Genomic DNA, 19,057 nt, shown 5'->3' with positions numbered 1-19,057 from the left:
CACCCCTCTTCACCCCTCCTCGCGCCGGACGCGCCCCGGGACGTGCCCCTCGATCTGCGGACCACGTGGCTTGAGCGTGTCGGGTGGGGCCCCGGACCAGGCAGACTGGAACCCATGGCCATTCACGAGAACCTGCTCGGGGGACCGCCCCCGACCCATCTGCCCGACGACCCGGAGCCACGGGAGCTGCTCGCCTCCGGCGCGGCCCCGTCCGAGGTCGCCGCGAAGTACCCGGCCTCCTCGCTCGCCTGGGCCCAGCTCGCCGACGAGGCGTTCGAGGCCGGCCGGGTGGTCGAGTCCTACGCGTACGCCCGCACCGGCTACCACCGTGGACTCGACGCCCTGCGCCGCAGCGGCTGGAAGGGCCACGGTCCCGTGCCGTTCGAGCATGAGCCCAACCGTGGCTTCCTGCGCGCCCTGCACGCGCTCGCGCGCGCCGCGCAGTCCATCGGCGAGGAGGAGGAGTACGAGCGCTGCTCGACCTTCCTGCGTGAGAGCTCCCCCACCGCGGCGGACACGCTCTCCTGAGACGTAACGAGACGTACCGGGCCTGTGGGGTGTCGTACGCCCCACGGGCCCCTTCCGTACTTGCCGATCGTCCGTACGGCGCGGATGATGCGGTGCGGGGCCCCTTCGGATGCGGGCCCCGAGGGGACCGGGGCTCCGAGACCGAAAGGATGGGGCGGACCGCTACCCGGTAGCGAGCAGTACTCAGGAGATGCGATGTCGCAGCAGCCTGTCCCTGACCACGCCGCCCCGGCCCAGGCCACCCCAGGCGGGACCACGCCGAGTGGGGCCTCCCCGAGCGGGACCGCCGCGAGCGGGGCCGAGCTCGAGGCCCCCCATCTGGACTTCGACGGCACCACCCCGTACGAGGACTACGTCCAGGCGTCCGTGCTCACCCACCTCCAGCGCCCCCTCTCCGACGACCCCGGCGAGATGGTGTTCCTGGTCACCACCCAGGTCATGGAGCTGTGGTTCACCGTGATCGTCCATGAGTGGCAGACCGCCGCGCAGGCGCTGCGCGAGGACGATCTGCCCACGGCGATGGCCGCCCTCCAGCGCTCGGCCTACGAGCTGGAGTCGCTCAACGCCTCCTGGACGCCGCTGGCCCATCTCACCCCCGGCCAGTTCAACGCGTACCGTTCCGCGCTCGGCGAGGGCTCCGGCTTCCAGTCGGCGATGTACCGGCGGCTGGAGTTCCTGCTCGGCGAGAAGTCCGCGTCCATGCTCGTCCCGCACCGGGGCGCGCCGCGGGTCCACGCCGAGCTGGAGAAGGCGCTGACCGAGCCCAGCCTCTACGACGAGGTGCTGCGCTATCTGGCCCGCCGCGGCCTCGCCGTCCCGGCCGCCGTGCTGGACCGCGATCCCGCCCTGCGCTATGAACCCGATCCGGGGGTGGAGCGGGTCTGGGAGGAGATCTACTCCGGCCCGCGCGAGGGTGAGCTGGTCCGCCTCGGCGAGGCGCTCACCGAGGTCGCCGAGCTGGTGTGGCGCTGGCGCAACGACCACCTGGTGGCGACCCGGCGGGCGATGGGCGCCAAGACCGGCACCGGCGGCTCGGCCGGGGTCGCCTGGCTGGAGAAGCGCGCGGGCAAGACGGTCTTCCCCGAGCTGTGGACGGCGCGCAGCCATGTCTGACGCGACGATCCCGACGGAGTCGGCGGGTGCCGCGCCGAGGAGTCCCCAGTCCGGTCCGGCCGAGACCCGGCTGTCCCGCTCCGCGCTGAGCGACGAGGCCGCCGCGCTCGACGCGGCCGACCGGCTGCGGGCCAAGCGCGACGCCTTCGTCCTCGACGACGTGATCTACCTGGACGGCAACTCGCTGGGCGCGCTGCCGCGTGCCGTGCCGCCCCGCCTGGCCGATGCGGTGGCCCGCGAATGGGGCGAGCTGCGCATCCGCTCCTGGGAGGAGAGCGGCTGGTGGACCGCGCCGGAGCGGATCGGTGACCGCGTCGGCCGGCTCGTCGGCGCCGCCCCCGGCCAGATGGTCGTGGGCGACTCGACGAGCGTGAACGTCTTCAAGGCGGTCGTCGCGGCCGTACGGATCGCCCAGGAGCGCGGCGCCCACCGCGATCAGATCCTGGTCGACGAGGCCACCTTCCCCACCGACGGCTATATCGCCGAGTCCGCCGCCCGGATGACCGGCTGCACGCTGCGGCCGGTGGCGGCGGGCGACGTGCCCGGCGCCGTGGGCGCGCGCACCGCCGTCACGCTCGTCAACCACGTGGACTACCGCACCGGCCGCCTCCACGACCTGCCCGGGATCACGGCCGCCGTGCACGCGGCGGGCGGGCTCGTCGTCTGGGACCTGTGCCACAGCGCGGGCGCCCTGCCGGTCGGGCTGGACGCCCATGGGGTGGACCTCGCGGTCGGCTGTACGTACAAGTACCTCAACGGCGGGCCCGGCGCGCCCGCGTATCTGTATGTCGCCCGTGCGCATCAGCCCCGCTTCGACTCGCCGCTGCCCGGCTGGAACTCGCATGCCGACCCCTTCGGCATGGCCTCCGCCTACACCCCGGCCGAGGGCTCGGCCCGTGGCCGCGTCGGCACCCCGGACATCCTCTCGATGCTGGCGCTGGAGGCCGCCCTCGAGGTGTGGGACGACGTGACGATCGAGGACGTCCGGGCCAAGAGCCTGGCCCTGACGGACTTCTTCCTCCGCTGTGTCGAGGACCATGTCCCGGCCGGTCGCGTCCAGTCCGTCACCCCCACCGCACACGCCGAGCGCGGCAGCCAGGTGGCGCTGCGGTGCGTGGACGCGGGGGAGGTGATGGCGGAGCTGACGCGGCGCGGTGTCGTGGGCGACTTCCGCCGCCCCGATGTGCTGCGCTTCGGCTTCACCCCGCTGTACACCGGCTTCGCCGAGGTGGAGCGGGCGGCACGGGTGCTGGCCGACGTGCTGCCGAAGGAGGGCTGACCGATGGGCGGGGCAGCGGCCGAGGAGACGTCGCTCCTGGGGCTCACACCCGTGGCCCCGGACCGGACCGCCGCGTACGGCGAACACCCGGACCAGATGGCGGACTTCTACCTTCCGCACGGGGCGCGCGGGGCCGCCCGCCCCGCCCCGCTCGTCCTCCTCTTCCACGGCGGCGCCTGGCGCGCCCCCTACGACCGCCGCCATGTGTCGCCCTTCGCCGCCTTCCTGGCGGGGCGGGGGCTCGCGGTGGCGTCGGTCGAATACCGCCGCGGCGGGGCGGAACCCGCGCGGGCGGGGCGGTGGCCGGAGACGTTCGACGACATCGCGGCCGCCGTGGATACGGTGCCGGGCCTCGCCAGGGAGCTCGGGCTCCCCGGGGTCGACCCGGACCGCGTGGTGCTCACCGGGCACTCCGCGGGCGGGCACGCCGTGCTGTGGGCGGCGGCCCGGCACCGGCTGCCGTCCGGCACTCCCTGGCATCTGCCCGCCCCCTCCCCGCTCCGCGGTGTCGTCGCCCTCGCCCCCATCGCGGACCTCGCCACGGCCCGTGCGCTGGACGTCTGCTCCGGCGCCGTGGGCGAACTGCTCGGCGAAGATCGCGGCGACGGCGATGAACTGACGGCCCGACTCGCCCTCGCCGACCCCGCCGCACTGCTGCCCACCGCGATCCCCACCACCATCGTGCAGGGCGGCACCGACATCGACGTCCCACCGGCGGTCGCGGACGCCTTCGCGACCGCCGCGACCCGCGCCGGGCAGGCCGTCCGGCTGGTCGGAACGGAGGGCGGACACTTCCCGCCCATCGACCCCACCACACCGGCCGCCCACACCGTCGCCGAGGAAATCACCCACGTGGCCGGGGCGGGCCCGGCAGGGTAGTCGGGGCACCGTCGGCCGTAGCGCGCCCACCCCACCGCGTAGTACTTGAGGCGGACGCCGCACAATCCACATTCCCGGGGACGACGGCGCCGCAGGCGCTCTCTACCGTGGACGGCGTGACCCAGACGATTCCGCGGACCGAAATCCGCACCATCCGCCGGGCGTTGTCCAATTCGCGGAAGGACTTGATCACCGGGGCCTTCGCCTTCCGCCCGGTGCCGCCGCTGGCCGCCACGCATCCGCTGGTGCGGAAGATGCCCCGGGCGGTGCGGCCGTACGCGCCGTGGTTGCCGCAGGCCGCGATCGGGGCCCTCGCCTTCTATCTCATGGCCGTGGCGGGCGAGACCGAGAGCGTAGGGCTGGCCCTGCTCAGCGGTGTGCCGCTGTTGCTGGCGCTTTACCGGCCGATCGGCGCCTGGTGGCTGTCGTTCGCGGCGAGCCTCGTCTGGGGCCTGGGCATCGCCGACACGTACGGGGGGAGCATGTGGCCCTGGCCGACGACCCTCTTCGCGTCGCACATCGCGGTGATGGTGATCGTCGCGACCCAGAACCGCCCGCGGGTGGCCGGGCGGATGCTGCTGCTCACGGCCGGGTTCGGGTTCGCCTGTGAACTCGGTATCAATGCGCGGCCCACGAACGCCTTCTCCATGGTGGTCACCTCCTGCGTCATCGTGGGCGCCGTGGTGGCCCGGCGCAGTCTGCGCGAGACCAAGGAGCAGGTCGCCGTGCAGCAGTCGGCCACCTACGAGGAGCGTTCCCGCCGCACCCTGCTGGAGGAACGCGCCACCATCGCCCGCGAGTTGCACGATGTCGTCGCGCACCATATGTCCGTGATCGCCATCCAGGCGGAGGCCGCGCCCTACCGGGTGGCGAACCCGCCCGAGGAGCTGGCCACCAGCTTCGCGACCATCCGCGAGAACGCGGTCGCCGCGCTCACCGAACTCCGCCGCGTCCTCGGCGTCGTCCGCGCCGAGGACCCCGACGCCTACGCCGACGCCGACCCCGAGGCGCCCCAGCCGACCCTCGCCACGCTCGACACGCTCTTCGCGGGGGTCCGGGCGGCGGGGCTGACCGTCGAGCACGTCATCACCGGGGCCGTACGCCCGCTGCCCTCCGGTGTGGAGCTGTCCGCCTACCGGATCGTCCAGGAGGCGCTGTCCAACGCGCTGCGCCACGCCCCCGGATCCACCGCCCGCGTCGAGATCGCGTACGTCCTCGGCGGTCTGGGCCTGCGGATCGTCAACGGCCCGCCCACCCAGCCCGTACGCCCCTCGCCTGGCATGGGCCATGGGCTGCTCGGGATGCGGGAGCGGGTGGCGATGCTGAACGGGGAGATGACGGCGGGAGTGGTGGAGGAGGACGGCGGCTACGAGGTCGCGGTCTTCATCCCGGCCGCGACCATCCCCGAGGCGGACGCCTCTACTCCGGACCCCGCAACGCCCCCGCAGCCGGGGCCCGCCCCGGGAACAGGGACGATGAAGCCATGACGACCGATGTCACCCCTGCCATCCGCGTGCTGATCGCCGACGACCAGGTGATGGTCCGCGAGGGCTTCTCCGTGCTGCTGAACGCCCAGCCCGATATCGAGGTCGTCGGCGAGGCGGTCGACGGGCGCCAGGCCATCGCCCAGGTCGCCGCCCTGCGCCCCGATGTCGTCCTGATGGACATCCGGATGCCGGAGCTCAACGGCCTCGAGGCCACAAGGGAGATCGTCGCGGCGGATGCGGACGCCAAGGTGCTCGTCCTGACCACCTTCGACCTGGACGAATACGTCTACCAGGCGTTGCGCTCCGGAGCGAGCGGCTTTCTGCTCAAGGACGCCTCCGCCCGTCAGCTCGGCGAGGCGGTACGGGTCGTCGCGGCGGGCGAGGCGCTGCTCGCGCCGACCGTCACCAAGCGTCTGATCACCACCTTCTCGCGGATCGGGGAGGCCGCCGGGCTCGGTGGCCCGCTCCCCTCCCCGCAGGGGCGGTTGGCCGAGCTGACCGAGCGGGAGAACGAGGTCCTGGTGCTGGTCGCCCAGGGCTGCTCCAACGCCGAGATCGCCGAGCGGCTGATCGTCGCCGAGTCGACGGTGAAGACGCATGTCAGCCGGATCCTGGTGAAACTGGGGCTGCGCGACCGCACCCAGGCGGCGGTGTTCGCGTACGAGGCCCGCCTGGTGACCCCTGGGGGCTGAGGAGACCCCCGGAGGCTGCGCGGGTCGGGGGAGGCTAGCGGCCCCCAAGGCTGAGCGGCCCCGAAGGCTGAGCGGCCCCCGAGGCCGGCCGCCATGCCCTGGAGGCCGCGCGGGCCTCGGCGGTACCGTCCGGGGATGAGCAGCAGCAGCGCGGAAGCCCCCGCCTTCGACCCATGGCGGCCCTCGTTCGTCGCGGACCCGTATCCGGCGTACGCCGCGCTGCGCGAGCGCGGCCGCGTGCACTGGTTCGAGCCCTCCCGTCAGTGGCTGATCCCGCGGCACGCCGATGTCAGCGCCCTGCTGCGGGACCGCCGCCTCGGCCGTACCTATCTGCACCGCTTCAGCCATGAGGAGTTCGGCCGCACCGCGCCGCCGCCCGAGCACGAGCCGTTCCACACCCTCAACGACCACGGCATGCTCGATCTCGAACCGCCGGACCACACCCGGCTGCGGCGGCTCGTCTCCAAGGCGTTCACCCCGCGGACGGTCGAGGCGCTGGTGCCGACGATCCGGCGGTTCGCGGACGAACTCGTCGACTCCCTCGTCGCCTCGGGCGGCGGCGATCTCATCGCGGCCGTCGCAGAACCGCTGCCGGTCGCCGTCATCGCCGAGATGCTCGGCATTCCACCGGCCGACCGCCCCGCCCTACGGCCCTGGTCGGCGGATATCTGCGGGATGTACGAGCTGGGGCCGAGCGAGGAGACGGCGCGCCGGGCGGTGCGCGCGTCGCTCGAATTCTCCGGCTATCTGCGCGAGTTGATCGGCGCGCGCCGCAAGGCCCCGGGGGACGATCTGATCAGCGGGCTCATCGCCGCGCATGACGAGGGCGACCGGCTCACCGAGCAGGAGATGATCTCCACCTGTGTGCTGCTGCTCAACGCGGGCCATGAGGCCACGGTCAACTCCACCGGCAACGGCTGGTGGGCGCTGTTCCGCCACCCCGAGCAGCTTGCCCGGCTCCGCGCCGACCCGGACGCGCTGCTGCCCACCGCCGTGGACGAACTCCTGCGCTTCGACACCCCGCTACAGCTCTTCGAGCGCTGGGTGCTGGAGGACATCGAGGTCGACGGCACGGTCATCCCGCGCGGCAGCGAGGTCGCCCTGCTCTTCGGCTCGGCCAACCGCGACCCGGCCCGTTTCGACCGCCCCGACACCCTCGATCTCTCCCGTGCCGACAACCCCCATGTCAGCTTCGGCGCCGGGATCCACTACTGCCTCGGCGCCCCGCTGGCGCGGCTGGAGCTCGCCGCCTCCTTCGGCGCGCTGCTCCGTAAGGCGCCCGGGATGCGGCTGGTCAAGGAGCCGGAGCCGCAGGCGAACTTCGTGATCCGCGGGCTGCGGGAGCTGCTGGTCGAGCTCTGAGCGGACGACGGCGGCCGGCCAGCAGACACTGTGGACAGCAGACGACGCAGACGAAAGGGCCCCCTGTTGTCCACAGCCTGTGGACAACAGGGGGCGGTTGCCGGGGTATGGCGGGCCGACGGGGGTCAGCCGCCGATGTCACGGCGGCGCAGACCCACCAGTCCTCCGGCGGCGAGAACGACCGAGAGAAGCAGCAGCCACAGGAACGGCGCGGCCGTCACCTCATCGCCCGGCAGCTTCGGCAGATGGCTGAAGGGCGAGGTGTTCATGACGGAATCGGACAGCTCCAGCGCCGGGCCCATCCAGCCCAGGGCGACCACCCAGCCGACGAAGGCCCAGGCCGCGGCCGAGTACTTCGGCAGCACGCCCACGAGGAACAGCGTCACGCCGGTGAGCACCCACAGCGCCGGAAGCTGGGAGAGAGTGGCACCCATACAGCGGCCGAGCTGGTCGCCCAGATCGCCCGCCGCGACGCCGTACCCCAGGCCGAGCGCCAGACCGCCGATGGCGAGGATGACGACCGGGCCGAGGTAGGCGATGACCAGATGGCTCCCGGCCCAGCGCAGCCGGCCCACGGCGTTGGACAGCAGGGGCTCGGCGCGCTGGTCGGTCTCCTCGCTGCGCAGCCGCAGCACGGCGCTGGCGGTGTAGACGGCGAGGATGGTGCCGAGGACGCCGACCATGGCGGCCAGGAACGCGTCGTTGAGCCCCTGGGCGCCGCCCATCCGCTGGATGATGTCGCGGGTCTGGTTGCTGTCGCCGAGGAAGTCGTCGGCACCGTCGGAGATGGATCCGAAGATGGCGCCCGCGAAGACGAAGCCCGCGGCCCAGCCGAGCAGGGCACCGCGCTGAAGCCGCCAGCCCAGGCCGAAGACGCCGTTCAGCAGTGGCCCGGCGGCCGGCGGGCCGGGACGGCTGGCGTAGAAGCTGGCGCCCACGTCGCGACGGCCCGCGAGGGAGTACGCGAGGCTGATCGAGGCCGCGGCGAGCACGGCGATCAGCAGCAGCGGCCACCACCGCTCGCCCCCGTACGGCCGGGCGTACTCGGCCCAGCCCAGCGGCGAGAGCCAGACCAGGACATGGCCGGAGCCCTTGGTGCCGTCCTCGGCGGCGTCACCCGCCATGCGCAGCACGAAGGCGACACCGACCGCGGCGGAGCTCAGGCCCCGGGCCAGCCGTGCGTTCTCCGTGAGTTGGGCGGCGACGGCGGCCAGACCGCCGAAGGCCATACCGGACAGGCCGACGGCGAGGCCGAGGGCGAGCGCTCCGGTGCCGCCCTGGCCCGCGAGGCTGCCCGCGATGAGCAGGGTCACCGCGCCGTTGGCGATGCCCACGGCGAGCAGGGCCGAGGTGAGACCGGCGCGGCGGCCGACCATGCCGGCGGAGAGCGCCTCCTGACGGCCGGTCTCCTCCTCCTCACGGGTGTGCCGGATCACGATCAGCAGGCTCATGATCGCGGCGAACACCGTGAGGAAGGCACCCACCCGCCAGACGGTGAGCGCGCCGAGCGAATCGTCGAAGGCGGCGCCGAACAGGGCCCGTGTCGACCCGTTCCCGTTCATGTCGTGGACGAGGTCGGCGCGCCGGGTGGGGGTGTCGTACGCGCTCTTCAGACGGCCGACGGTGCTGCTGGCCGTGAGCCCCAGGCACAGCACCCACACCGGCATCATGATCCGGTCGCGGCGCAGGGCGAGCCGCAGCAGCGTGCCCGTGCCGGCCAGATCGCGGGCCGATCCGCGGGTGCGGGGGGAGACCCGGGCGTCGGCTACGGCGGTCATCGGACGATCGCCTCGGCTTCCGTGTGCGAGATGTCGTCCTGGTAGTGGCGGAGGAAGAGCTCTTCCAGGGTGGGCGGGGTGGAGATGAGGCTGCGCACCCCGGCCTGGGTGAGCTGGCGCAGCACGGCGTCCATCTTGTCGGTGTCGACCTGGAGCTTGACCTGGCGGCCCTGGATGTCCACGTTGTGCACACCCGGGAGGCCGGACAGGCCGTTCGGCTCCCCGGCGAGCTCGGCGGTGACCGACGTACGGGTCAGATGGCGCAGCTCGGTGAGCGAGCCGGACTCCACCCGCTTGCCCTTGCGGATGATGCTCACTCTCCGGCAGAGCGCCTCGACCTCACTGAGGATGTGGCTGGAGAGCAGGACCGTACGACCCCGGTCGCGCTCCTCGGCGACGCACTCCCGGAAGACCTCCTCCATGAGCGGGTCGAGCCCGGAGGTGGGCTCGTCGAGGATCAGCAGCTCCACTTCGGATGCGAACGCGGCGACCAGGGCGACCTTCTGCCGATTGCCCTTGGAGTACGTACGGCCCTTCTTGGTGGGGTCGAGCTCGAACCGCTCCAGGAGCTCGGCGCGGCGTGCGGAGTCCAGCCCGCCGCGCAGCCGCCCGTACAGGTCGATGACCTCTCCGCCGCTCAGGTTGCGCCACAGGGTGACGTCCCCGGGGACGTAGGCGATGTGGCGGTGGAGGTCGACCGCGTCGTGCCAGGGGTCCTTGCCGAGCATCTGCACCGCGCCGGAGTCGGCGCGGAGCAGACCGAGGAGGACCCGGATGGTGGTGGACTTCCCGGCGCCGTTGGGCCCGAGGAAGCCATGGACCTCACCTGCCTCGACTTCGAGGTCGAGGCCGTCCAACGCGTGGGTCCGGCCGAAGGATTTGTGGAGGCCGGACACGGAGATAGCCGTTTTCATGATTTCGAAGCTACGCTAGTTTCACAAAATTGTGAAGTTAAGGAACCATATAAACTTATGATGATGTGACGAAGAGAGGAGATGATGAAGCGGTGAGGGAGATGATCGAACCGGAGGACGCGCCCGGTGACGCGCGCGACGAAGCGGCGGTGTCCAGGTTCGTCGAGCGGTTCGCGGCCGATCTGGCCGAGGGCGGTATGCAGCGCATGGCGGCGCGGGTCTTCGCGGCGCTTCTCGTCTCCGACGCCGGGGCCCTCACCTCCGCCGAACTCGCCGAGCAACTGCGGATCAGCCCGGCCGCGGTCTCGGGCGCGATCCGCTATCTGTCCCAGGTGGACATGGTGGTGCGCGAGCGCGAGCCGGGCTCCCGCCGCGATCGCTACCGGCTCTATAGCGTGGTCTGGTACGAGACCCTGACCCGGCGCGACCAGATGATGGCCCGCTGGGAGAGCACCATGCGGGACGGCGCGAAGGTGCTCGGGCCCGGCACCCCGGCGGGGTTGCGGATCACCGAGACCGCCGACTTCTTCGAATTCGTCCAGCAGGAGCTGCCCAGGATGCTGGAGCGCTGGCGCGCCCAGCAGGCCGCGCACCGCGCCGCGGAGGCGCGCGGGGCGCGCGAGGCGGGGTAGCGGCCGGGGCGCCGGCGAGAGCGGCACCCGGGCCCGTAGGCGCCGGGCCCGGGGGCGGGCCGCCGGGCGGTCCCGCCCGGCACGGGTATCCGTCGTGTCCGGTCCGGTCCGGCTCCGGATGCGGTCGCCCGCGGCCACGTGCCAGTGGTGGTCGCCCGTGGCCCGGCGGCGGTATCCGTCGTGTCCGGCCTGGCGCCGGATGTGGTTGCCTCTGGCCGGGCGTCAGTGGTGGTCGTCCGTGGCCCGGCGCCGGTGGGCGTCGTGTCCGGTCCGGCGCCGGAGGCGGTCGCTCGCGGCCGCGTGGCGGTGGCGGTCGCATACGCCCGGCGCACCGGGCGGTCGCGGCCCGCCCGGTGCCGGTGGCCCTCGTGTTCCGTGCCGGGCGCCCCGTGGCCGCGCTAGCGTCGCTCAAGGGCGGTGGGGCAGCATCAGAGACCACGCCTCCGCCAGGACCGTCCAGGTGCGGCTGCGCACCGGGCCCCGGATCAGCGCGTCCGCGTGATAGCGGAAGTCCGGGCCGGAGACGGTGACGGCCCGCGCCCGGGTGCGCAGCGGACCGTCCGCCGCGTGGGGATGGACGACGACCTCGGCCAGCCCGCCGCCCGGTGCGGCCGTCGAAACCGAGACCCGCTCCACCGGCCGGTCCAGATCGGTCAGCAGCACCCCGTCCGCCTCGATCCGCAGCCGCTGCGGCGGCGGATGCGCCGGCCGTCGAACGCCGCCGGTCAGCCCGATCACGGGGAGCGAGAGCAGCGTCAGCGCGGTACGGGCGGTGCGTGCCGCCGGGGTCCACCACGGCCGGTTGCCGTCGCCGTCCGCATCGCCGCCCGGCGGGCCCCCGCCGTCTCCGCCGTCCTCGCCCCCGCCGCCGTCTCCGTCCTCCTCGGCCCGGCGGCGGTCGCGGTCGCGGTCGCAGGGATCGCAGCGGCAGTCCCGGCCCCTCGCCCCGCCGTCGTGCGGGCCCGGGTCATGCCCGTCCGGTCCGTCCGGCCCGGCCACCGCGCCGCAGCCGCCGCCCGGCGTCCCATGCGCACCGTAAGGAGCGTGTCCGGAGGGGATCCGCAGGCCCCCGAGGACCACCCCGCCGCTCTCGTCCACCAGCAGATCACGCGGCCGGGCCGTGCCGTCGAGGACCGTACGGGCCGCCGCGACCGCGTCCGTCGGCACGCCGAGCGAATGGGCCAGGGCGACCGTCGCGGAGCCGCCGACCGGGACCACCGACAGCGTCGCGTCCGCCAGCTCCCGCCGCCGGTGCAGCAGCTCCACCATCCGCAGCAGGGCGCGGTCGTCGCCCACCAGCACGGGACGGCGGGCGCCCCGGCGGGCCAGTGCCCGCTCGACCTCCTCCGGGCCGTCCGGCAGGCAGATTTTCGTCTGCGCGCCCGCACAGAGCACATCCTTCGCGATCCGCACCGACTCCCCGTCCGTTCGCCGGGCGTTGGGGTCGATGACCATGAGCAGCGGGCGCCCCCGGACGGTGTCCGGCGCAGGGGGCCGGGGATCTGGAGCCGACACCTCGGTCCTTCCTCAGGTAATCTCTCGGTGCAAGAGCCCCTGTCGCTGTTGCGCCAGGGGCTTCGTCTATCCGGGGCACCGGTTCGACGGCTCTTGTGGTGGCGCACGTCACCATGCACGTTGGACATGCCCCGCCCGGAAGGGGTGTACGCCTGTGCCCGCACTTGTGCTGCTCGGTGCTCAGTGGGGTGACGAGGGCAAGGGGAAGGCCACCGATCTGCTCGGCGGCTCCGTCGATTATGTAGTGCGCTACCAGGGCGGTAACAACGCCGGCCACACCGTGGTGGTGGGCGACCAGAAGTATGCGCTGCACCTCCTCCCGTCCGGAATCCTGTCGCCCGGGTGCACCCCGGTCATCGGCAACGGTGTCGTCGTGGACCCCGCGGTCCTGCTCTCCGAGCTGAGCGGGCTGGATGAGCGCGGTGTCGACACCTCCAAGCTGCTGATCAGCGGTAACGCCCATCTGATCACGCCGTATCACACGACCCTCGACAAGGTGTCGGAACGATTCCTCGGCAAGCGGAAGATCGGCACCACCGGCCGCGGCATCGGCCCGGCCTACGCGGACAAGATCAACCGGGTGGGCATCCGAGTCCAGGACCTCTTCGACGAGTCGATCCTGCGGCAGAAGGTCGAGGCGGCCCTGGACTACAAGAACCAGGTGCTGGCCAAGCTCTACAACCGCCGAGCCATCGCGATCGACCAGGTCGTCGAGGAGCTGCTGGGCTACGCGGACCCGCTCCGCGGCTATGTCGCCGACACCACCCTGCTGCTCAACAACGCCATCGACCAGGGCCAGGTCGTGCTCTTCGAGGGCGGCCAGGGCACCCTGCTCGATGTCGACCACGGCACGTATCCCTTCGTCACCTCCTCCAACCCGACCGCGGGCGGCGCCTGCACCGGCACCGGAGTGGGTCCGACGAAGATCAACCGTGTGATCGGCATCCTGAAGGCGTACACCACCCGCGTCGGCGCGGGCCCGTTCCCCACCGAGCTGCTCGACGAGGACGGTGAGAAGCTGCGCACCATCGGCGGCGAGCGCGGTGTGACCACCGGGCGCGACCGGCGCTGCGGCTGGTTCGACGCGGTCATCGCGCGCTATGCGACCCGGGTCAACGGCCTGACCGACTTCTTCCTCACCAAGCTGGACGTGCTCACCGGCTGGGAGCGGATCCCGGTGTGCGTCGCCTACGAGATCGACGGCAAGCGGGTCGAGGAGCTGCCGTACAGCCAGACCGACTTCCACCACGCCAAGCCGATCTACGAGACCCTGCCGGGCTGGTCGGAGGACATCACCCAGGCCAAGACCTTCGACGAGCTGCCGAAGAACGCGCAGAAGTACGTCCAGACGCTGGAGGAGATGTCGGGCGCCCCGATCTCGGCGATCGGCGTCGGACCGGGCCGCGACGAGACCATCCAGATCAACTCGTTCCTCTGACCCCTCGGCGGGAGCGCGGGCCTCGGCGGAAGCGCGGCCCGCGCCTCGGCGTCACTACGCCGTGGGCGGGCCGAACACCCCGGCGGGCTGCTGCGCCTGACCGATGGGCTGGGCGGCCCGCCGCTCCTGCATCTTGGTGATCCGCCGCACCACGCCGATGGCCAGCACCGCCGCCAGCATGCCGATGGCGTCGTCGGCGATGTTGATGATGACGCCGAACCGCTCCGCCCTGCCGCTGTCGCTGACGATCTCGCTGGCCCCGTGTACCGGGAACATCAGGAACATGGCCACGAACGCCGTCCACCACCAGTGCAGCACCGCGCGTCCATGACGTCCGGGCGCCGGGGGAGTGCTGGCGGTCCAGATGTCGTTGGCGATCTGCTTGGGCAGCCACAGTTGGGCGACCGGGATGAACCAGGCGCCCACGGCATAGCCACTGCCGAACCGCGGTCGCCCGGGACTCAGCACCGTGGAGTTGATGTAGGCGGTCCGGAACCAGACCAGCCACACCACGGCGAGCACGCACACGGCGACCCCGATGCCGGTGCCCAGGGAATCGATGTCACTGGCCCTGCTGGAGAGCATGTCGGGTTCGCTGCCGTACGTGTCGAGCAGCGAGATGTTCAGCGCCATGTCGAGCATGGTCAGCACCATCCAGACGCCGAACATGCTCAGCAGCGCGGTGGCCAGACCCCGGATCGGCTTCAGCCTCGTACCGGAGACGGGGTAGCCGAGCGGTGCCTGATAGCCGCCCTGCCAGGGCTGGGCGTTCATCGCGTACCCGTGCGCCTGGGGCGTCGCGTACGCGGACGGGGAGGCGTACGGGCTGGGCGGTGTGTGCGGACCGGGCGGCGTATGCGGACCGGGGCCGGCCTGCGGGTGGCCGTACGCCGACGGGCCCTGCTGCGGCGCGGTGGCGTCCGGCTGAGCGTTCTCGGCCTCCACCTCCAGCAGTTGCAGCGCGTCCCGTCCGAGCCGGGCGAGCAGCCCGCCCGGCAGCCAGGGCTCGCCGTCGTCGGTCACCGGATGGGTGGCGGCGACCAGCTCGTCCACCGAGGGCCGCTTGGCCGGGTCCTTGTTCAGACACGCGGTGACCAGCCCGCGTGCCCCCTCGGGGAGCCCCACCAGATCGGGCTCCTCCTGGGCTATTCGGTACATCAGGGCGTGGATACCGCTGTCCACATTGCCGAAGGGCTGACGTCCGGTGGCGGCGAAGGCCAGCACCGAACCGAGGCAGAAGACATCGCTCGCGGCCGTGACCGGCTCGCCGCGCACCTGCTCGGGCGACATGAACCCGGGCGAGCCGACGACCGCGCCGGTCATCGTCAGATTGCCGCCCGTGGTGGAGCCCACGGAGTCCAGGGCGCGCGCGATACCGAAGTCGATCACGCGCGGACCGTCGATGGTGATGAGGATGTTGGACGGCTTGAGGTCGCGGTGGATCAGCCCGGCGCCGTGGATGTCACGCAGCGCGAGGGCCAGTCCGTTCGCCAGGATCCGCAGCGAGCGCTCGGGCAGCGCCCCGAAGTCCTCGGCGACGACGCTGTGCAGGGACGGACCGCCGATATAGCCGGTGGCCACCCAGGGCACCTCGGCGTCGGTGTCGGCGTCGAGCACGGGGGCGGTCCACTGGCCGCCGACCCGTGTGGCCGCCTCCACCTCCCGCTTGAAGCGACCGCGGAAGTCGGGCTGTCGTGCGAGTTCGGCCTGTACGAGCTTCACTGCGACGGTGCGGCCGCGGGCGGAGCGGGCGAGATAGACCCGGCCCATTCCGCCCTCGCCGAGCTTGCCGAGCAGCCGGTACTCGCCGATCCACCGCGGGTCCTGGGCCCCGAGGTTCTCCATCGCGGTGTGGCTCCTGTCCCTGTGCCGATAGTCCCTGCGCCGATCGGCCGATCAGTCGAGGCGGGTGAACGTCTGTGTCATCGTCTCATCGCTGTAATCGTCCGGGTCGTCATACTCGACACGCAGCTTGTCATGTCCGGAAGAGGTGAACGTCAGTGACGTGCCGGGCCCACAGAGATTCTTAGGGGTCCCCCCGGTGAACTTCGAGGGGCTGAGCACGAGGCCCTTCTCCACCGAGGCCAGCACCCGGTCACCCTCGCAGTGGTACTTCTTACTGTCCGCGACCTCTTGGGCCACCGCGGTGCCGATCGCGCCCTGCTTGATGGTGACCTTCAGCGTGGCGTCCTGCTTCCCGAACGCGTCCTTCGCCAGCCAAGTGCCCTCGTACGAGGAGGGGATCGGCTTGCCGCCGCTCTTCGACGGGCGCAGCGTCGCCTCGTAGGAACCGTCCGTGGTGCTCCAGGCGAGGGTGCCGTCGTTGCCTATCCGCAGGGTCTGCTCGCCGACCGTGCTGCAACTGTCCTCGGGGATACTGGTGGTGACCTCGTCGTCCTCGATCAGCAGCAGGCTGTCCGCCGACTTGAGCTTGGCCGAGTCCTGGCAGAACGAGTCCGAGTCGGAGGTCAGCGTCTCGGCGACGAACGCGCCGACCGGTCCCTGGGAGAGGACGATCCGGCGGATCTTGCCGGTGGACGAGCCGCTCTCCTTGATCTCGCCCTCCCAGGCGCCCAGATACTCGGTGGGCACATCGCCGGTCGTGTCCAGCTTCGTCGCGGACGGATCGGGCGCGCCGCCCGAACCACCGGTGGGCGCCTTGGAGTTGGCGGCATCCGGGTTGGCGGGCGGGGTGTGGGTCATCTTGTCGTAGTCGGTCTTGGCCTTGTCGCCCTTGTCGTCGTTCCCCTTGACCACGACGAGGGCGGCGACCCCGGCAATGAGCAGCGTGGCGACGGCGGCGGAGACGACGATGAGCGTCTTACGGCGCCGCTTGGGCTTCGGCGCCTGGGGTGCCTGGGGCGCCTGGGGCGAGCCACCGCCGGGTCCGCCTGGCGCTGCTGGTGCGTTCGGTTCGCCTGGACGGCCCGGTCCGCCCGGACTGTTCGGGCCGAAGCCGACGGAGGGCGTGGCGGCGGCCGCCTGGCCCTGGGCCGGGGCGGGCCCGAACGAGGTGACGGCGGGCGGCCCGAAGGCGTGCGGCGGCGTCTGCGGCTCGCGGTCCGCGCCGGGCTGCGGGGGTGTGGCGTGCGGCGGGTAGCCGTACGCCGGGGCGGCGTAGGGGGAGGGGGCGGCGGAACCGGGCGAGTTGGGCCCGGCGCTTCCGGGGGTGCCGTGGGTGCCGTGGGGCGGCACGCCCTGCGGCGGCGTGGCGCTCCCAGGTGTGCCCTGCGCGCCGCCTGCCTGCTGCGGCGCTGCGTACGGCGCGGGGCTCTGGGGCCCGGCGCCGCCGGGCGAGTTGGGCGACACGGCAGCTCGGTCGCCCGTTCCGGCGTGCGGCGGCGTCGGGTGCCCGGGTCCGTCCTGGCCTTCGCCTGCCTGTGGTCCGGCGGAGGAGGGCGCGCCCTTCTGCGGCCCGCCGGGCGTCGCGGCGGAGGCGGAGCCCTGGCTTCCACCCGGCGGGGACGCGTCCGCCTGCCTCGGGTCTGCCTGCCCTGCGCCTGCCTGGGGCGCGGCGGACGGTCGGCCGGGTGCTCCGGATGCGGCGGCGTGCGCGGCCCCGTGGCTCGGCGCGGCACCACCGGGCGTGCTGGGCAACGCGGCGGATCCGCCCGCCGCGCCAGCCTGCGCATCGCCCGCCGAAGGCCCGGCGGCTGCCCCGCCCGGCGCTGCGGGCGCGGCGGCGGGGTGGCCCGGGGTGTCCTGCTGCGGCGCGCCCTGCCCTGAACCGGGGTGACCCGAACCGGCGTTCCCTGAACCGGCGTGGGCCGAACCGGGTTGGCCGGAACCGCCGTGGCCCGAACCGCCGTGCGCGTCGTCGGCCGATGGCGCTGCGGCCGACGACGTGGCGGCCTGCGGCCCGGCGGCCGGGTTCGCGGCGCCCTGGTCTCCGCCCGCTTGCGGTGTGGCGCTGTACGGCGCGGCGGGGTGCCCGCCGGGCGTCGCGGGTCCGGCGGGCTGTCCCGCATCCGCCTGCGGCCCGACGGCCTGTCCCGCGCCCGCCTGTCCCGCGTCCGCCTGCGGCCCCGCGGCGTACGGTCCGGCGGCCTGCCCGCCCGGCTGGGCCTGCCCGTCCTGCCCCGAGCCCGCCGAGGGGGGCGCGGACGGAGCCGGGGGGAGCGGCGCGCCCGCCTGGGGCGCGGCCGAGGGGAGCGGCGGTGTGGTGGGTGGCGGGGGCGTGGGGGGCTCCGCCGGAGCCAGCGGGTACGACGTGGCCGACGGCGGCGCGGAGGGCGGCGGCGGGACGGCGGGGCCCGCCACTCCGGCCATGGGCGTGACAGGGCCCGCCGCCTCGGCCATGGGCGGCACCGCGGGCCGCGCGGGCATTCCCGGCACGGCGGGCACCCCCGGCCCCGCGGGTGTCTCCACCTCCAGGAGCTGCACCGCGTGCCGTCCGAGCTGGGCGACGAGCCCGCCCGGCAGCCACGGTTCGCCGTCCTCGTCCGCACCGGCCGTACGGTCCAGCAGCGCTTCCAGCGAGGGCCGGTCGTCCGGGGCCTTCTTCAGGCAGTCGGTGACCAGGTCGCGCAGCCCTTCCGGCAGCCCCTCCAGGTCCGCTTCCTCCTGGGCGATGCGGTACATGACCGCGTGCACCCCGCTGTTGGCCGTGCCGAAGGGCTGGCGGCCGGTCGCCGCGTAGGCGAGCACCGAGCCGAGGCAGAAGACATCGCTGGCCGGGGTGACCCGCTCGCCGCGCACCTGCTCGGGCGACATGAACCCGGGCGATCCGACGACGGCGCCGCTGCGCGTGAGGATGCCGTCGGTGACGGTCTCCAACGCCCGCGCGATACCGAAGTCGATGACGCGCGGACCGTCGATGGTGACCAGGACGTTGGAGGGTTTGAGATCGCGGTGGACCAGACCCGCGTCGTGGATGTCCCGCAGGGCCTGTGTGAGGCCGTGGGCCAGGATGCGGACGGTCCGCTCGGGCAGCCGGCCCGACTCGGAGACGATCGCGTGCAGGGAGGGACCGGCGATATAGCCGGTGGCGACCCATGGGGTGGCGGCCTCGGTGTCGGCCTCCAGCACCGGCGCGGTCCAGGCGCCGCCGACCCGCTGCGCGGCCCGTACCTCCTGTTTGAACCGCCGCCGGAATTCGGCCTGTTGGGCGAGCTCGGTCTGGACGAGCTTCACCGCCACCGTACGGCCGCGCGAAGAATGAGCCAGGAACACCCGGCCCATGCCACCCGCGCCAAGTCGCCGGAGCAGCCGGTACTCACCGATCCATCGAGGGTCCTCGGCCCCCAGGTCTTCCATGCGTCGATCGCCCCTTCCCCGTGAATCCCCCTGATCAGCCCCTTGGAGAGAATAAAGGCGGCTGAGAGCGAAGTGGACGACGCGGACGATCCGTTATCGGTTCCGTATCCGTCCTGTGTCACTCCCGGGCCGGGGAGCGAAATCCGGACGCCGCGCCCCGATCACCGGCGGCGGCCATAAGGGC

General features: G+C 73.0%; 14 protein-coding genes. 9 read left to right on the top strand and 5 right to left on the bottom strand.

Going from position 1 to position 19,057, the window contains the following annotated elements:
- The first annotated feature begins 114 nt into the window (after positions 1-114).
- From ACK1X7_RS24845 to ACK1X7_RS24815, 7 genes are all read left to right on the top strand, one after another.
- Positions 115-528 (top strand): DUF3151 domain-containing protein, encoded by a 414-nt coding sequence (locus ACK1X7_RS24845; RefSeq protein ID WP_201854057.1) that lies wholly within the window; start codon positions 115-117, stop codon positions 526-528.
- A 195-nt stretch (positions 529-723) separates the two neighbouring features.
- On the top strand, positions 724-1,641 hold the full coding sequence (locus ACK1X7_RS24840) for a tryptophan 2,3-dioxygenase family protein (RefSeq protein WP_390793776.1): 918 nt from the start codon (positions 724-726) through the stop codon (positions 1,639-1,641).
- Positions 1,634-2,920 carry a kynureninase gene (kynU, locus tag ACK1X7_RS24835; protein ID WP_413115649.1) on the top strand — a complete coding sequence of 429 codons (1,287 nt, stop codon included), beginning with the start codon at positions 1,634-1,636 and terminating at the stop codon, positions 2,918-2,920. Before ACK1X7_RS24840 ends, kynU begins: the two co-directional genes overlap by 8 nt.
- A 3-nt stretch (positions 2,921-2,923) precedes the next feature.
- On the top strand, positions 2,924-3,799 hold the full coding sequence (locus tag ACK1X7_RS24830; protein ID WP_385138625.1) for an alpha/beta hydrolase: 876 nt from the start codon (positions 2,924-2,926) through the stop codon (positions 3,797-3,799).
- 107 nt (positions 3,800-3,906) lie between these two features.
- Complete coding sequence (locus tag ACK1X7_RS24825; protein ID WP_413115648.1) at positions 3,907-5,286, top strand: sensor histidine kinase; 1,380 nt, start codon at positions 3,907-3,909, stop codon at positions 5,284-5,286.
- The gene (locus ACK1X7_RS24820; RefSeq protein WP_216346787.1) at positions 5,283-5,978 is read left to right on the top strand and encodes a response regulator; all 696 of its coding nucleotides are present in this window, start codon (positions 5,283-5,285) and stop codon (positions 5,976-5,978) included. Before ACK1X7_RS24825 ends, ACK1X7_RS24820 begins: the two co-directional genes overlap by 4 nt.
- 135 nt (positions 5,979-6,113) lie before the next feature.
- Positions 6,114-7,340, top strand: a complete 1,227-nt coding sequence (locus ACK1X7_RS24815) for a cytochrome P450 (protein ID WP_361511865.1) — start codon at positions 6,114-6,116, stop codon at positions 7,338-7,340.
- A 125-nt stretch (positions 7,341-7,465) separates the two neighbouring features.
- On the opposite strand, the gene ACK1X7_RS24810 is transcribed toward ACK1X7_RS24815, so the two are convergent.
- Positions 7,466-9,118, bottom strand: a complete 1,653-nt coding sequence (locus ACK1X7_RS24810; protein ID WP_398158421.1) for an ABC transporter permease — start codon at positions 9,116-9,118, stop codon at positions 7,466-7,468.
- Positions 9,115-10,032, bottom strand: a complete 918-nt coding sequence (locus tag ACK1X7_RS24805; RefSeq protein WP_137966720.1) for an ABC transporter ATP-binding protein — start codon at positions 10,030-10,032, stop codon at positions 9,115-9,117. The genes ACK1X7_RS24810 and ACK1X7_RS24805 overlap by 4 nt, the downstream gene beginning before the upstream one ends.
- Positions 10,033-10,133: 101 nt before the next feature.
- Between ACK1X7_RS24805 and ACK1X7_RS24800 the strand changes: the two genes are divergently transcribed.
- Complete coding sequence (locus ACK1X7_RS24800; protein ID WP_385138751.1) at positions 10,134-10,664, top strand: GbsR/MarR family transcriptional regulator; 531 nt, start codon at positions 10,134-10,136, stop codon at positions 10,662-10,664.
- 408 nt (positions 10,665-11,072) lie between these two features.
- On the opposite strand, the gene ACK1X7_RS24795 is transcribed toward ACK1X7_RS24800, so the two are convergent.
- Positions 11,073-12,119, bottom strand: a complete 1,047-nt coding sequence (locus tag ACK1X7_RS24795) for a hypothetical protein (protein ID WP_385138754.1) — start codon at positions 12,117-12,119, stop codon at positions 11,073-11,075.
- A gap of 214 nt (positions 12,120-12,333) precedes the next feature.
- Between ACK1X7_RS24795 and ACK1X7_RS24790 the strand changes: the two genes are divergently transcribed.
- The gene (locus ACK1X7_RS24790; RefSeq protein WP_385138635.1) at positions 12,334-13,617 is read left to right on the top strand and encodes an adenylosuccinate synthase; all 1,284 of its coding nucleotides are present in this window, start codon (positions 12,334-12,336) and stop codon (positions 13,615-13,617) included.
- Between the two features lie 54 nt (positions 13,618-13,671).
- Here the strand turns inward: ACK1X7_RS24790 and ACK1X7_RS24785 are convergent, their stop codons facing one another.
- Together ACK1X7_RS24785 and ACK1X7_RS24780 are read right to left on the bottom strand one after the other, a co-directional pair.
- Positions 13,672-15,462 (bottom strand): protein kinase domain-containing protein, encoded by a 1,791-nt coding sequence (locus tag ACK1X7_RS24785; protein WP_413115647.1) that lies wholly within the window; start codon positions 15,460-15,462, stop codon positions 13,672-13,674.
- Between the two features lie 51 nt (positions 15,463-15,513).
- A complete protein-coding gene (locus ACK1X7_RS24780) occupies positions 15,514-18,873 on the bottom strand; it encodes a protein kinase domain-containing protein (RefSeq protein ID WP_413115646.1) in 3,360 nt (1,119 codons plus the stop codon).
- Positions 18,874-19,057: the final 184 nt, after the last annotated feature.

Source organism: Streptomyces sp. CY-1, assembly GCF_047218265.1.
Taxonomy (GTDB): domain Bacteria; phylum Actinomycetota; class Actinomycetes; order Streptomycetales; family Streptomycetaceae; genus Streptomyces; species Streptomyces niphimycinicus.
Note: the sequence above shows the minus strand (reverse complement) of the source record. Positions and strands in the feature narration are given on the sequence as shown.